Raw genomic sequence first — 15,023 nt, forward strand, 5'->3', positions numbered from 1 at the left:
CCCCCCCCCCCCCCCCCCCCGACGCCGGCGTCATCTCGCTCACGGCCGGCGAGGTGGACGGACAGCCGATCGCGATCTCGGCCGGCAGGGACGACACCGTGCGGGTGTGGAACCTGACGACGAGAAGGCAGATCGGGAGCCTGATCGTGCTGTCGGAGTTCGGGGAGCCGGCGACCGGTGACGAACGCGTCCTCACGGTCGCGCTCGGCCGGCTCGCCGGACGGCCCATCGCTGTCACGGGCGGGCGGGACTGCGCCGTACGGATCTGGGATCCGCACACGGGACAGCAGCTCGGCCGCCCGATGACCGGCCACGAACGCCGTGTCGTCGCCGTCGCGCTCGGCGAGGTGGACGGCCGCCCGGTCGTCGTCTCCGGCAGCGCGGACGGCACATTGCGCATGTGGGACCCCTCCACGCGGAAGCAGATCGGCGACCCGCTCACCGGCCATGCCGGGGTGATCGCTTCGGTCGTGTTCGGCGAGGTGGACGGCCGGCCGGTCATCGTCTCCGGCGGTCATGACGGCACGGTGCGCAGATGGGATCCGGTCACGAGGAGACAGAGCGGCGCGCCCATGACCGGCAGCACGAGCCTCGTGGTGTCCGTCGCCCTCGGCGAGGTGGACGGCCGCCCGGTCGCCGTGTCGGGCGCCTGGGACGCCACGCTGCGCGTGTGGGACCTGGCCACCGGCGAACAGCTCGGCGGGCCGCTGATCGGCCACGAACGCGCCGGGGTCCCGTCGCGGTCACCCAGGTGAACGGCCGGCCCGTCATCGTCTCCGGCGGCGTGGACCGTACGGTGCGGATGTGGGATCTGGCCACGAGGAAGCAGCTCGGCGACCCACTGACGGGCCACGACAGAGGCGTCGTCGCCCTCGCGGTGACCCAGGTGAACGGCCGGCCGATCGCTCTCACCGCCGGAGAGGACCGTACGGTGCGCACGTGGGATCTCCTCACCCGGGAGCAGACAGGAGACTCGCTGGTCGGCCTCGAGGCCGGCGTCACGCCGGGGGCGGGGCGGACGGGGCGCACAGGGCCGTGACGAAGCTCCGCGACATCCGCGCCGACACGACCGGCCGTCGCGCGCGATCACGAAGCGACGACCAAGCTTCTGCTCACGGACGCCGCCAGGAAGGTCATTCGCCGGCCGCCTCCGTCCGTGTCGCGGCCGGCGCGATCTGCAGAGGCGTCGCGGCCCCGCCGGCGAGCTCGCGCCCCTGGCTCAGGGTGTGGTCGAGCTGCCGGGCCAGGACGTTGAGGGTCGCCGGAGGCAGGTACGCGTCGAGCAGCCGCCGTACCGGCCCGTGGTACTGAACGCCGAGCTCGTCGTCCTCGATCTCGGTAACGACCACCCGGGCCTCCGGGAACATCGACCGGAGCCCCGCGATGAGCTGCGGGCTGCCCGCGGGAACCAGCAGCACGTCGGCCGTCGCGGGCGCGGCGTGCATGTCGAGCACCACGTAGTCCGCCCCGAGCTGGGTGGACAGCGCGACCCTGGCGGCGGCCGGCAGCTCCATGGCGGTGGCCACGACCGTCACGCTCTCGTAGTCGATCGGCCCCTGCTCGTCGCCCTCGTCCGGCTCGACGACGGCGCCCTGCACGACGGCGCCCTGCACGACGGCGCCCTCCACGACGTCGATCGTGCTGGAGATCGTCGCGATCGACGCGCCGTCCCGTGTGAGGACCAGGCTCTCGCCGGGTTCGAGCGCGTCGATGAGCGCCACGACGTCGTCGGGCAGGCAGGCCACGTCGACACGTGGGGCGCGCTCGCGGATCACCATGTGCACGCCCCGACCGTCATGTGTCCCCCTTCCGGTGCCGTGGTCTCGTTGGACGCCACGAGCCGATCAGTGGTTCGGGGCCGCGCCGGAGTTTCCCTATGATCAACGGATGCACTTACCGAGGATCGCGCCGGCCATGCTCATGATCACCCTGGCCGGCGGGTGCGCGCCGGCGGCCTCGTCGCCCGCCGAGGCGGTGGCCCGGCAGGCGAAGGACTCGACGGGGGTGAAGGTCACCAAGATCGTCCGTCTGGACTACGGCGAGGCGATGCCCACCCCTCTCGGGGAGGACGACGGCGTCGTGCCGGTCAACATCGGCGAGTACAACGAGAGCCGGACCACCGGAGTCCTGCGGCTCGGTACGACCGCCTCCGATCTGACCACGACCTACTACCGGACCAACATCCCCGAAGACCTGAAGAGCGTGATCCCGGACGATCTGTCCTACATGACGACCAGGGCGATCTCGATCGGCGACTCCGGCACCTACGAGCAGCGAGCCGAGCGGAAGGACATGCCCGCCGGCAAGACCTGGCTGCACCACGACGGCGCCGGCTGCGGGGCGGCGGCGCGGCTCGTCGGAAACCTGGACCTGCGGACGATCCTGTCGCCCCAGGTGCTGCGGAAGCTGGCCGCCCCCGCTCCTGCTTCCGGCGAGGTCATCGACGGGGTCGACACCGTCGTGCACGCCGGAAGCGCGTTGCAGACCGAGTTCGCCGTCCATTCCCCGGATGACGACCCGGTCATGGCGGCGGTGCTGCGCGAGCAGGCCCGCCCGACGGAGGTCTCGTGGCGGCTGTGGGTCGGGCCGGACGGCCTGCCCCGCCGGGTCCGGCTCGTCACGACCGACCCGGAGGCGGCGGAGGGCGTGCCCAGGACCGCCGTGACCGAGATCGACTTCACCGACTGGGGAAGCACCGTGTCCATCGAGCCTCCGCCGGCGGACCAGGTGCACGAGACCGGCAGCTGCCTCGACCCCGAGCCCAGGTGAGAACCCGAGGCTGTTACCGCTAACAGGAAGCTTTCTCGTCGAGCTCCTCCTCGGCAGCCGGTGGGGGGTGGCGGCGTCACGGAGCAAATCCGAGCAGGAAAGGTCCTGTCAACCACGCCGCGACCGGCAACGGAGCGAAGAAGACGGCGACCGACCGCGCCGAGCTGCCGTTTCGGCGAACGATCGGCGCCGGCGCCACGATGAAACTTTCATCTGGCTACTTAACAGAGCCGAAACTTTCGCCAGCTCCTGATCGAGCGTACTCGCAGAACACCGGCCAGATCCCGCCGAAACGCCACGAAAAGTTTCATTACATTCTTGACAAGTTTCGGTGAGCCTCCTCACACTGAGTCCCCGAGGCGATCTCCCTGCCGCATCGGTGGCGCACGGCGGGGACCGCCGTCACGACGCCCCCGTGGCGCGGCGTCGATCACGTGGGCACGTCCCGCACGTTCTCTCTCCGATTCGCTATGGAGGCTCAGTCATGCGCGTCAACGCCATGTCCCCACCTGCCGAACACCGCCCGCCCGGCGCGCGCCGCCGGGCGGTGATCGCCGGCGCGCTCGGCGCGATCGGCCTGGTCGCGGCGTTCGCGACGGCGATCCCCGCCGACGCCGCGGCGAGCACGCTCGGCGCGGCGGCCGCCCAGAGCGGCCGTTACTTCGGCACCGCCATCGCCGCCGGCAAGCTCGGCGACTCGGCCTACACGACGATCGCCAATCGCGAGTTCAACATGGTGACGGCCGAGAACGAGATGAAGATCGACGCCACCGAGCCCAACCGGGGGCAGTTCAACTTCACGAACGGGGACCGGGTCTACAACTGGGCCGTGCAGAACGGCAAGCGGGTGCGCGGGCACACCCTGGCCTGGCACAACCAGCAGCCGGGCTGGATGCAGTCGCTGTCGGGCAGCTCGCTGCGCCAGGCGATGATCGACCACATCAACGGCGTCGTGGGCCACTACAAGGGCAAGATCTACGCCTGGGACGTGGTCAACGAGGCCTACGCCGACGGCAACTCCGGCGGCCGGCGCTCCTCCAACCTGCAGAGCACCGGGAACGACTGGATCGAGGTCGCCTTCCGCACCGCGCGCGCCGCCGACCCCGCCGCCAAGCTCTGTTACAACGACTACAACATCGACAACTGGTCCTGGGCCAAGACGCAAGGCGTCTACAACATGGTGCGGGACTTCAAGTCGCGCGGCGTGCCGATCGACTGCGTCGGCCTGCAGTCGCACTTCAACAGCAACAGCCCCTACAACAGCAACTACCGCACGACCATCCAGAGCTTCGCGGCGCTGGGGGTGGACGTGCAGATCACCGAGCTGGACATCCAGGGCGGCTCGGCCACCACGTACGCCAACGTCGTCAACGACTGCCTGGCGGTGCCGCGGTGCACCGGCATCTCGGTCTGGGGAGTGCGTGACACCGACTCCTGGCTCGGCACCAACGCCTCCGCGCTGCTCTTCGACGGCAACGGCAACAAGAAGGCCGCCTACACCTCGGTGCTCAACGCGCTGAACGGCGGCGCCACCAGCACCCCGACCACCACCCCGACGCAGGACCCCGGCGGCGGCACCGCGGGCCAGATCAGGAGCACGGCCGCCGGCCGCTGCGTGGACGTGCCCAACGCCGGCACCGCCGACGGCACCGCGGTCCAGCTCTGGGACTGCAACGGCCAGTCCAACCAGCAGTGGACGCAGACCTCGGCAGGGGAGCTGAGGGTCTACGGCAACAAGTGCCTGGACGCCGGGGGCACAGGCAACGGCGCCAGGATCCAGATCTACTCCTGCTGGGGCGGCGACAACCAGAAGTGGCGCGTCAACTCCGACGGCACCATCACCGGCGTCCAGTCCGGGCTGTGCCTCGACGCGATCGGCGCCGGCACCGGCAACGGCACGGGGCTGCAGCTCTACTCCTGCTGGGGCGGCAACAACCAGAAGTGGTCCTACACCCCAGCAACTTAACCTCGGAACGGCCGCAAGTTACACATCCTCACTGTGAAAGTTTCAACTGGATGAACGACCCTCCTGGAGGCGAAACCCCAGGAGGGAAGGCCGTGTGACGGCAAGGCCCGGCTCGACGGGAGACCCCTCTCGTTGACGCCGGGCCACCCGTCGGATGTACTCCGCGACAAGCCTCCGCACCACATCATGTTAGCGCTAACAACGGAGCCCCGATGAAGCACAGACCCCTGTCCATCCTGGCGACGGTGACCGCCTTACTGGCCAGCCTGTTCGTCGCCCTGCAGACCCAGCCGGCCAACGCGGCCACCGTCGACACCAACGCCTGGTACGTCCTGGTGAACCGCAACAGCGGCAAGGCCCTGGACGTCTACAACCTGTCCACCGCCGACGGCGGCCGCATCACGCAGTGGACCCGCAACAACCAGAACCAGCAGCAGTGGCAGTTCGTGGACTCCGGCGGCGGCTACTACCGCGTCAAGTCCCGCCACTCCGGCAAGGTCCTCGACGTCTACAACTTCTCCACCGCCAACGGCGGCGCGATCGTGCAGTGGACCGACACCAACGGCACGAACCAGCAGTGGCGCCTGGCCGACAGCCCCGACGGCTACGTCAGGCTGATCTCCCGCCACAGCAACAAGGCCCTCGAAGTGCAGGGCGCCTCCACCGCCGACGGCGGCAACATCGTCCAGTACGACGACTGGGGCGGCACCAACCAGCAGTGGCAGTTCGTCAAGGTGGACGGCGGCACCCAGAACCCCGGCCAGTGCGACCTCCCCTCGTCCTACCGGTGGAGCTCGACCGGCCCGCTGGCCACCCCGAAGTCGGGCTGGGTCTCGCTCAAGGACTTCACCGTCGCCCCCTACAACGGCAAGCACCTCGTCTACGCCACCACGCACGACACGGGCACGAGGTGGGGCTCGATGAACTTCAGCCCCTTCACCAACTGGTCCGAGATGGCCTCGGCGAGCCAGAACACCATGTCCAACTCGACCGTCGCCCCCACGCTCTTCTACTTCGCCCCGAAGAACATCTGGGTGCTCGCCTACCAGTGGGGCGGCACCGCCTTCTCCTACCGGACCTCCAGCGACCCCACCAACCCCAATGGCTGGGGCCCCCAGCAGGTGCTCTTCTCCGGAAGCATCTCCGGCTCCGGCACCGGCCCCATCGACCAGACGCTCATCGGTGACGGCACGAACATGTACCTGTTCTTCGCCGGCGACAACGGCAAGATCTACCGGGCGAGCATGCCTATCGGGAACTTCCCCGGCAGCTTCGGCACCACCTCGACCGTCATCATGAGCGACTCGACCAACAACCTGTTCGAGGCCGTCCAGGTCTACAAGCTCCAGGGCCAGAACAAGTACCTCATGCTCGTCGAGGCGATCGGCGCGCAGGGCCGCTACTTCCGTTCCTTCACCGCCACCAGCCTGAACGGCACCTGGACCCCGCAGGCCGCCACCGAGAGCAACCCGTTCGCCGGCAAGGCCAACAGCGGCGCCACCTGGACCAACGACATCAGCCACGGTGAGCTGATCCGCACCAGCGCGGACCAGACCTTCACCGTCGACCCCTGCAACCTGCAACTGCTCTACCAGGGACGCAGCCCCAGCTCGGGCGGCGACTACGGCCTCCTGCCCTACCGGCCGGGCCTGCTGACCCTGCAGCGCTGACCTCGGTCACGCCTCATCGTTCGTCACGCAGTTCGAGCAGGAGCGCCGTCATGCTGACCTTGACACCGTCGCGCGGCGCTCCTGCCTTGTCGTGCAGGAGCGCGACGGCCTGGCCGATCAGCCCGACGATCTCCTCCCACACGGGCCTGGGCAGCCACACCTCGGCGTCCATGGACATGCGCTGGCGCTCGGTCTCGGTCAGGCGTCTGGCCAGGTCGGCGCTCATCGCCTGGTGGAGGAGCTGCCGGCCGTCGGACCTGTCGATGCGCTCGGCGCTGGACGGGTCGTAGCGGTAGAGCACCCGCGGCCGGCCCTTGCCCGCCGGCGGCCGTTCGTCCACCTGCTGGAGGAAGCCCGCCTCGGCGAGCCGGCGCAGGTGGTAGCTGGCCGAGCCGTGCGCGATCCCGAGCTCGTCGGCGACCTCGGTGGCCGACATCGACGCGCCGGTGAGCAGCGACACGATGCGCATGCGCAGCGGGTTGGCCAGGGCGCGCAGCGGCACGAGCTCGTTCTCCGAGGTCACCGTCGGATCATAGGTTCTCCAACAACCCTTGGGGAAGGCCGGGGGTCCCAGCGCGTCGCGCCGAAGACGACCCGGATCATCGAGCGGGCGAGCGCCTCCGGATCGCCGTCGGCGCTCTCCGGCAGCACGCCGCTCAGCCACAGGCTGGTGAAGCCGTGGACCAGCGACCAGACGGCGACCGCGGTCAGGTGATCGTCCGCCGGGCCCGGCGACAGCGTCGCGGCGCCGGCGATGAGCACGCCGGCGGCACGCTCGTGCCCGGACCGCACGCCGGGGTCGTCGCCGCGATAGAGCTCGGGCCGGAACATCACCTCGAAGTAGGGCCGGTGGCCGATGGCGAAGCGGACGTAGGCGACGCCGATCTCCCACACGTCGCCGGCGGCCCGTTCGAGGGCGTCGGCGAACATCGCGAACCCCTCGGCGGCCACGGCGGTCAGCAGCCCCTGCTTGTCGCCGAAGTGGTGGGCGGGGGCGGCGTGCGAGACGCCGGCGCGGCGCGCGAGCTCGCGCAGGCTCCATCCGGCCGGGCCGGACTCGCTGATGGCCTGAAGGGCGGCGTCGATGACGGCACGCCTCAGGTTGCCGTGGTGGTAGCCCTGCTGGCCGATCCCTCTCACCTCCGGTGCTGTCGCGTGACGACCTCACCTTATCTTGACATTGACAAGATGGCGAACGTCCTCCAATCTTGCCGCTGACAAGATTGGAGACGGATCCGCCCCGTCTGACCACCAAGGACCACACCCATGACCCCCTCCGACATCGACCACATCGACCACACGGTGCTCATCACGACGGACCTCGCCGCGACGTCCGCCCGCTACCAGGACCTCGGCTTCACCCTCAGCCCCGTCTCGCCCCACCAGCTCGCCGAACGGCCCGGCGGTCCCCTGATGCCCACCTGCACGGCCAACCGCTGCGCCTACTTCGGGGAGTCGTTCATCGAGCTCCTCGGCATCGTCGACGCCACCGCGCCCGACCCCTGGGGCGTGCACGAGCTCCGCCGGACCTACCGCGGCCTGCTCATGACGCTCGGCTCCCGCGACGTGCGGGCCACCGCGGCACGGCTGCACGCCGCCGGCCTGGCCTCCACCGGCGTCCGCGGACTGGAGCGCGAGGTCGGCACGCCCGAGGGGCCGCGGACCGTACGGGCCGACAGCGTCCGCGTCGACGCCGCGCACACCCCCGGGTGCGCGTTGCAGGCCACCCAGCACTTCACCCCTCAGTACGTGCACCAGCCCCGCTACCTCGACCACCCCAACGGCGCGACCGGCCTGCACGGCGTGCTGATGGTCGTGCCCGACGACGAGGTGGACGAGCACGAGGAGCGCTACGCCCGCATCCTTGACGCCGACGTGTGGATCGACGGCCCCAAGCGCGTGCTGCCGCTGCGGCACGGCCGGGTGGAGATCCTGCCCCGGTCCGCGCTCGATCACTTCCTGCCCGGACACGTCCTGCCCGCCGTTCCCCTGCTGGCCGCGCACACCGTCGCCGTCCGCGACCTGACGGCCGCGCGCGAGCTGATCGAGGGCAACGACATCCCCACCCGGACCACCCCCGACGGCTTCTACGTCTCCGCCGGCGACGCCTGTGGCGTGCCGCTCGCGTTCGTCCAGAGCTGAGAGCTGAGCTCGCCGCCGGGCAGCTGTTGTGATTACATCATTACAACCCCTGGGGAGGAGTCATCGTGATCGTGGAGTACATCCGTTATCGCTTACCCGCCGGCGCTTCGGCCGAGTTCGAGGCCGCCTACGGCAGGGCGGCCCGGTCGCTCGCCGAAGCGCCGCAGTGCGTGGACTACGAGCTCAGCCGCTGCGTGGACGAGCCCGCCTGCTACATCCTGCGCATCACCTGGACCTCGCCCGAGGACCACATGAAGGGCTTCAGGGCGGGCGAGCACTTCCCCGCCTTCTTCAAGGAGATCCGCCCTTACGTGGAGCGGATCGAGGAGATGCGCCACTACGAGCAGACCCCGGTGCGCGGCCCCGGCGGCTCCGTCCCCTCCCTGTACGAGTGGGCCGGCGGCACCGAGGCGCTCGAACGGCTCACCGAGCGCTTCTACGAGCTGGTCAAGGCCGACGACGTCGTCGGCCCGCTGTTCGCCCACATGGACCCCGACCATCCCCGCTTCGTCGCCATGTGGCTGGCGGAGGTGTTCGGCGGCCCCGCGCGCTACACGGGCGAGCGCGGGGGCTACCCGCACATGCTCGGCATGCACCGCGACAGGGCGATCAGCGAGCGGCAGCGCCGCCGCTGGGTCAACCTGCTGGCCGACGCCGCCGACGAGGTCGGCCTGCCGGACGACCCGGAGTTCCGCGCCGCGTTCATGGGCTACGTCGAATGGGGCACCAGGCTCGCCCTGGCCAACTCCCAGCCCGGCGCGACCCCCGTCGAGCAGGCCCCGGTGCCGCACTGGGGGTGGGGCGTCGCGCCGCCGTACCAGGGCTGATACCCGCCGGTAACGACAGCGCGCAGGTCCCGTCGCGAGGCGGATCTTTTACAATGTGGCGGCCTCCATATGGCGCCGCGAATGATGATGTTCGAGCACCGTGGAACGGGTGGAGGCGACGCGATGCGATGAACGTCGCCTCGCGCACGTGACAGCGGGGAGAATCAGTCGGTGTTCAAACGTGTCGCCATCGTCAACCGCGGAGAGGCCGCGATGCGGCTCATCCACGCGGTCAGGGACCTCTCGGCGGAGACCGGGGTGCGGATCGAGACGGTCGCCCTCTACACCGACGCCGACCGTGACGCCACCTTCGTCAGGGAGGCCGATCTCGCCCATCTGCTCGGGCCCGCCTCGGCCCGGCCGTACCTCGACCACGCCGTCCTGGAGCGGGCGCTCGTCGAGACCGGGGCCGACGCGGCCTGGGTCGGCTGGGGCTTCGTCGCCGAGGACCCGGCCTTCGCCGAGCTGTGCGAGAAGATCGGGGTGACCTTCATCGGGCCGAGCGCCGAGGCCATGCGCCGGCTCGGCGACAAGATCGGCGCGAAGCTGCTCGCCGAGGAGGCCGGCGTCCCGGTCGCGCCGTGGAGCCGCGGCGAGGTGGCCACCCTGGAGCAGGCGCTGCGCGCCGGCCAGGAGATCGGCTACCCGCTGATGCTCAAGGCGAGCGCCGGCGGCGGCGGGCGCGGCATCCGCGTGATCACCTCCGAGGAGGAGCTGGCCGACGCCTACGAGCGCACCCGCCAGGAGGCGCTGCGCGCGTTCGGCTCCGGCGTGGTGTTCCTGGAGCGGCTGGTCACCGGGGCCCGGCACGTCGAGGTCCAGGTGGTCGCCGACGGCCAGGGCACCGCGTGGGCGCTCGGCGTACGCGACTGCTCGGTCCAGCGGCGCAACCAGAAGGTCATCGAGGAGTCGGCCTCCCCGGTCCTGAGCGAGGAGCAGGCCGCCGAGCTCAAGGCGTCGGCCGAGCGGCTGGCCAAGGCGGTCGGCTACCGCGGCGCCTGCACCGTGGAGTTCCTCTACCACCCCGGCGAGGAGCTGTTCGCCTTCCTGGAGGTCAACACCCGGCTGCAGGTCGAGCACCCCATCACCGAGGTCACCACCGGCACCGACCTGGTCCGGCTGCAGCTCCACGTGGCCGCGGGCGGCAGGCTGGAAGGGCCTCCCCCGGTCGAGACCGGCCACGCCGTCGAGGCCAGGCTCAACGCCGAGGACCCCGACCGCGACTTCGCGCCGTCCCCCGGCCGCGTCGCGCGCCTGGTGCTGCCCGCCGGGCCCGGCATCCGCGTGGACACCGGCGTCAGGGAGGGCGACGTCATCCCGGCCGCGTTCGACTCGATGATCGCGAAGATCATCGCGTATGGCCGCGACCGCGAGCAGGCGCTGGGCCGGCTGCGCCGGGCGATGACCGACATCACCGTGATCATCGAGGGCGGCGCCACCAACAAGAGCTTCATCCTCGACCTGCTCGACCAGCCCGAGGTCATCACCGCCCGGGCCGACACCGGCTGGATCGACCGCGTACGCGCCGAGGGCCGTCTGGTCAGCCACCGGCACTCCGCCGTCGCCCTCGTGGCCGCCGCCATCCGGGCCTACCGCGACGAGGAGGAGCTCAGCCTCCGCCGGCTCCTGTCCACCGCCTACGGCGGCCGTCCCCAGGTGCGGCACGACCCGGGCCGTCCGCTGGACCTCAAGCTGCGCGGCGTCGGCTACCGCGTGAGCGTGGCCAGGGTCGGGCCCGAGCGGTTCCGGGTGGGCGTCTCGGGCGGCGGCGACGTGCACCACGCGGACGTCGAGGTCGACCGGTTCGACGCGCACAGCGGCCAGATCGTGGTCAACGGCCGCCGCTTCCGCCTGGTGTCGGCCGCCCACGGCCCGACCCACCTGGTCGAGGTCGACGGCGTCACGCACCGGATCAGCCGCGACGAGGGCGGCGTGGTCCGCTCCCCCGCCCCCGCGCTCGTCGTGGCGGCGCCGGTCGCCGTGGGCGACGAGGTCGAGGCGGGCGCGCCCATCCTCGTGCTGGAGAGCATGAAGATGGAGACGGTGCTGCGCGCGCCGTTCCGCGCCCGGGTGCGGGAGTGCCCGGTGCCGGTGGGGACCCAGGTCGAGACCGGGGCCGCCCTGATGCGCCTGGAGCCGCTCACCGACGACAGCCCGCAGGAGGAGGCCGGCGTCGCCGAGATCGACCTGCCGGCCGAGCCCGCGAACGTGCCCGCGGCCGAGCGGGCCGGGCGCGGCCTGCGGCACCTGCGCGGGCTGCTGCTGGGCTTCGACGCCGATCCGCAGGGCCACCAGCGGGTGCTGGCGGACTACGTGGCCGCCCGCGGCGAGCTCGGCGACCAGGTGCTCGAAGGCGAGCTCGACCTGCTCACCGTCTTCGCCGACCTGTGCGAGCTGAGCCGCAACAAGCCGAGCGGCGACCTCGGCGCCGAGTCCTACAGCGCGGTGCACAGCCCGCGCGAGTTCTTCCACAGCTACCTGCAGAGCCTCGACGTCGAGCGCGCCGGCGTCACCGAGGGCTTCCAGGCCAAGCTCGCCAAGGTCCTCGCCCACTACGGCGTCACGAGTCTCGACCGGACGCCGGAGCTGGAGTCCGCGGTGTTCCGGATCTTCCTGGCGCAGCAGCGGATGAGCACGGGCGTCGCGATCGTGTCGGAGCTGCTGCGCCGGTGGCTGGCCGGCCCGCCGCCGCTGGAGTCGCTGAGCGAGCCCGCGGGGCTCACCCTTGAGCACCTGGTCGAGGCCACGCAGGTGCGCTTCCCCACGCTGACCGACCTGGCCCGCGGCGTGGTGTTCCGCTGGTTCGCCCAGCCGCTGCTGCGGCGCAGCCGCGCCGAGGTGTACGCGGCGGTCCGCGGCCACCTGCGCCACCTCGACCGCGACCCGGACGCGCCCGACCGCGCCGAGCGGATCCAGGCCATGGTGGCCAGCGCCGAGCCGCTGGTCCGGCTGCTCGGCCAGCGGATCGGCCGGCCGGGACGCGACCACGCGCCGCTGCTGGAGGTCCTGACCCGGCGCTACTACGGCAACCGCGGGCTGTCGGAGGTCGTCGCGCGGGACATCGGCGGCTGCCGGTTCGTCACGGCGACGCGGGCGGGCTCGGACGGCGCGACCCGCGTGGTCGCCACCGCCGCCGACATCACCGCCCTGCCGGACGCCCTCGCGGCCGCCGCCACGCTCACCGCCGAGGCCGACGGGCCCGAGGTGGCCGTCGACGTCTACGTCACCTGGGAGGACCAGCCCGACGACGACGCGATGGCCGTACGGCTGGACGGGATCGTCGCCGGGCACGCCCGGCCCGAGGGCGTCCAGCGGATCACCGTCATCGTGGCCGGCACCGGCGGCGCCGTGATGCACCACGGCTTCACCTTCCGGCCCGACGGGCAGGGCTTCGCCGAGGACCGGCTGATCCGCGGCATCCACCCGCAGATCGCGCAGCGCCTCCAGCTCGAACGGTGGCGCGAGTTCGACCTCACCCGGCTGCCGTCGGTCGACGAGGAGATCTACCTGTTCAAGGCGGTCGCGAAGAGCAACCCCGCCGACGAGCGGCTGCTCGCGATGGGCCAGGTCCGTGACCTGACGCCGCTGCGCGAGGCCGACGGCAGGCTGGTCGCGTTGCCGGCCGTGGAGGACGCGCTCACCGCGGGCCTCGACGCGATCCGCAACTTCCAGGCGCAGCGCCCGCAGAACAAGCGCCTCGACACCAACCGCATCATGATGTACGTCTGGCCGGCCACCGAGATCTCGCACGACGAGCTCAACGCGCTGGTCCAGCGCATCCTGCCGACCACGGTGGGCGCGGGGCTGGAGGAGGTCCTGTTCGTGGCCCGCCAGCGCAACGCCGCGGGCGAGCTGAGCGAGGTCGCCGTGCGCATCACGCTCGACGCGGGCCACGGCGCGACCCTGTACGTCGAGAAGCCCTCGACGGAGCCGGTGCGGCCGCTCGACGACTACCGCCAGAAGGTGCTGCGGGCCGCCCGGCGCGGCAGCGTCTATCCGTACGAGCTGAGCGCCATGCTCGGCCGCTTCGTCGAGCACGACCTCGACGAGCACGGCGCGCTCGTGCCGGTGGACCGGCCGAAGGGCCGCAACAGCGCGGCGATCGTGGCGGGCGTCGTCTCGACGCCGACCGAGCGGCACCCGGAGGGCGTCACCCGCGTGGTCCTGCTCGGCGACCCGACCAAGGCGCTGGGCGCGCTGTCGGAGCCGGAGTGCTCGCGGGTGATCGCCGCGCTCGACCTCGCCGAGCGGATGCGCGTACCGCTGGAGTGGTACGCGCTGTCGGCGGGCGCGCGGATCTCGATGACCTCGGGCACCGAGAACATGGACTGGGTCGCGGCGGCGCTCAAGCGGATCGTCACGTTCACGCAGGCGGGCGGCGAGATCAACGTCGTGGTCGCCGGGATCAACGTCGGCGCCCAGCCCTACTGGAACGCCGAGGCGACGATGCTCATGCACACCAAGGGCGTCCTGGTGATGACCCCGGACTCGGCGATGGTGCTCACCGGCAAGCAGTCGCTGGACTTCTCCGGCGGGGTGTCGGCCGAGGACAACTTCGGCATCGGCGGCTACGACCGCGTCATGGGCCCGAACGGCCAGGCGCAGTACTGGGCCCCCAACCTGCGGGCCGCCCACGACGTGCTGATGGCGCACTACGACCACACCTACGTCGCGCCCGGCGAGACCGGGCCCCGGCGGGCCGTCACCACCGACCCCGCCGACCGGGACATCTCGCCCTTCCCGCACACGGTCGCGGGCAGCGACTTCACCACGGTGGGCGAGATCTTCTCGGCCGAGCACAACCCGGACCGCAAGAAGCCGTTCGACATCCGCACGGTGATGCGCGCGCTGGCCGACCAGGATTACCCGGTGCTGGAGCGCTGGGCGGGCATGGCCGACGCCGAGACGGCCGCGGTCCAGGACGCGCACATCGGCGGCCATCCGGTCTGCCTGATCGGCATCGAGTCCCGCGCGGTGCCGCGGCGGGGCTTCCCTCCCACCGACGGCCCCGACACCTACACCGCGGGCACGCTCTTCCCGCGCTCGTCGAAGAAGACCGCGCGGGCGATCAACGCGGCGTCGGGCAACCGGCCGCTGGTGGTGCTGGCCAACCTGTCCGGCTTCGACGGCTCGCCGGAGTCGATGCGCAAGCTCCAGCTCGAGTACGGCGCGGAGATCGGCCGGGCGATCGTCAACTTCAAGGGCCCGATCGTGTTCTGCGTGATCTCGCGCTACCACGGCGGGGCGTTCGTGGTGTTCTCCAAGGCGCTCAACCCGAACATGACCGTGCTCGCGCTGGAGGGCTCGTTCGCCTCGGTGCTGGGCGGGGCGCCGGCCGCCGCCGTGGTGTTCTCCAGCGAGGTGAACCACCGCACGGCGACCGACGCGCGGGTCACCGAGCTGCAGGGACGCCTCTCGGGGCTCACCGGGGCCGAGCGGGCGGCGCTGAACGCGCAGCTCGTGGAGGTGCAGGCGGCCGTGCGGGCGGAGAAGCTGGGCGAGATCGCCGCGGAGTTCGACCGGGTGCACAGCATCCAGCGGGCCGTGGAGGTCGGCTCGGTGGACGCGATCGTCAGCGTCGCGGAGCTGCGTCCCCGGATCATCGAGGCCATCGAGCGCGGGCTGGCCCCCCGCTTCTGACCCGGCGAC

General features: G+C 71.4%; 11 protein-coding genes. 8 read left to right on the plus strand and 3 right to left on the minus strand.

Annotated features, from left to right (window positions below):
- Together ACBR40_RS09860 and ACBR40_RS09865 are read left to right on the plus strand one after the other, a co-directional pair.
- Positions 1-755 (plus strand): WD40 repeat domain-containing protein (locus tag ACBR40_RS09860; RefSeq protein ID WP_371248430.1); only part of this gene is annotated, 755 nt, incomplete at its 5' end.
- Positions 752-1,039: a hypothetical protein gene (locus ACBR40_RS09865; protein ID WP_371248431.1), complete on the plus strand. Its 288-nt coding sequence runs from the start codon at positions 752-754 to the stop codon at positions 1,037-1,039. The genes ACBR40_RS09860 and ACBR40_RS09865, both read left to right, overlap by 4 nt.
- Before the next feature lie 94 nt (positions 1,040-1,133).
- Here the strand turns inward: ACBR40_RS09865 and ACBR40_RS09870 are convergent, their stop codons facing one another.
- Complete coding sequence (locus tag ACBR40_RS09870; protein WP_371248679.1) at positions 1,134-1,778, minus strand: hypothetical protein; 645 nt, start codon at positions 1,776-1,778, stop codon at positions 1,134-1,136.
- Between the two features lie 109 nt (positions 1,779-1,887).
- Here ACBR40_RS09870 and ACBR40_RS09875 point away from each other — a divergent pair, with 109 nt between their 5' ends.
- The 3 genes from ACBR40_RS09875 (at position 1,888) to ACBR40_RS09885 (ending at position 6,405) form a co-directional block, all read left to right on the plus strand.
- Positions 1,888-2,769, plus strand: a complete 882-nt coding sequence (locus ACBR40_RS09875) for a hypothetical protein (protein WP_371248432.1) — start codon at positions 1,888-1,890, stop codon at positions 2,767-2,769.
- A gap of 484 nt (positions 2,770-3,253) precedes the next feature.
- Positions 3,254-4,735 carry an endo-1,4-beta-xylanase gene (locus tag ACBR40_RS09880; RefSeq protein WP_344206941.1) on the plus strand — a complete coding sequence of 494 codons (1,482 nt, stop codon included), beginning with the start codon at positions 3,254-3,256 and terminating at the stop codon, positions 4,733-4,735.
- 212 nt (positions 4,736-4,947) lie between these two features.
- A complete protein-coding gene (locus tag ACBR40_RS09885; protein ID WP_371248433.1) occupies positions 4,948-6,405 on the plus strand; it encodes a non-reducing end alpha-L-arabinofuranosidase family hydrolase in 1,458 nt (485 codons plus the stop codon).
- A gap of 13 nt (positions 6,406-6,418) precedes the next feature.
- On the opposite strand, the gene ACBR40_RS09890 is transcribed toward ACBR40_RS09885, so the two are convergent.
- Together ACBR40_RS09890 and ACBR40_RS09895 are read right to left on the minus strand one after the other, a co-directional pair.
- The gene (locus tag ACBR40_RS09890) at positions 6,419-6,928 is read right to left on the minus strand and encodes a helix-turn-helix domain-containing protein (RefSeq protein WP_364460051.1); all 510 of its coding nucleotides are present in this window, start codon (positions 6,926-6,928) and stop codon (positions 6,419-6,421) included.
- Positions 6,925-7,545: a TetR/AcrR family transcriptional regulator gene (locus tag ACBR40_RS09895; protein WP_371248434.1), complete on the minus strand. Its 621-nt coding sequence runs from the start codon at positions 7,543-7,545 to the stop codon at positions 6,925-6,927. Before ACBR40_RS09895 ends, ACBR40_RS09890 begins: the two co-directional genes overlap by 4 nt.
- Before the next feature lie 126 nt (positions 7,546-7,671).
- Here ACBR40_RS09895 and ACBR40_RS09900 point away from each other — a divergent pair, with 126 nt between their 5' ends.
- From ACBR40_RS09900 to ACBR40_RS09910, 3 genes are all read left to right on the plus strand, one after another.
- On the plus strand, positions 7,672-8,547 hold the full coding sequence (locus tag ACBR40_RS09900) for a VOC family protein (RefSeq protein ID WP_371248435.1): 876 nt from the start codon (positions 7,672-7,674) through the stop codon (positions 8,545-8,547).
- 65 nt (positions 8,548-8,612) lie between these two features.
- Entirely contained in the window at positions 8,613-9,374 is a 762-nt protein-coding gene (locus tag ACBR40_RS09905; protein ID WP_371248436.1) for a group II truncated hemoglobin, read from the plus strand.
- Positions 9,375-9,545: 171 nt separating this feature from the next.
- Positions 9,546-15,014: a biotin carboxylase N-terminal domain-containing protein gene (locus ACBR40_RS09910; protein WP_371248437.1), complete on the plus strand. Its 5,469-nt coding sequence runs from the start codon at positions 9,546-9,548 to the stop codon at positions 15,012-15,014.
- Positions 15,015-15,023 lie beyond the last annotated feature (9 nt).

The organism is Nonomuraea sp. AD125B, from assembly GCF_041402765.1.
GTDB classification, from domain to species: domain Bacteria; phylum Actinomycetota; class Actinomycetes; order Streptosporangiales; family Streptosporangiaceae; genus Nonomuraea; species Nonomuraea bangladeshensis.

What these genes read in the sequence shown, in the direction of transcription:
- ACBR40_RS09880 (WP_344206941.1), top strand. Translation starts at nt 3,254, where the DNA reads ATGCGCGTCAACGCCATGTCCCCACCTGCCGAACACCGCCCGCCCGGC.
- ACBR40_RS09870 (WP_371248679.1), bottom strand. Translation starts at nt 1,778, where the DNA reads ATGGTGATCCGCGAGCGCGCCCCACGTGTCGACGTGGCCTGCCTGCCC.
- ACBR40_RS09885 (WP_371248433.1), top strand. Translation starts at nt 4,948, where the DNA reads ATGAAGCACAGACCCCTGTCCATCCTGGCGACGGTGACCGCCTTACTG.
- ACBR40_RS09900 (WP_371248435.1), top strand. Translation starts at nt 7,672, where the DNA reads ATGACCCCCTCCGACATCGACCACATCGACCACACGGTGCTCATCACG.
- ACBR40_RS09875 (WP_371248432.1), top strand. Translation starts at nt 1,888, where the DNA reads ATGCACTTACCGAGGATCGCGCCGGCCATGCTCATGATCACCCTGGCC.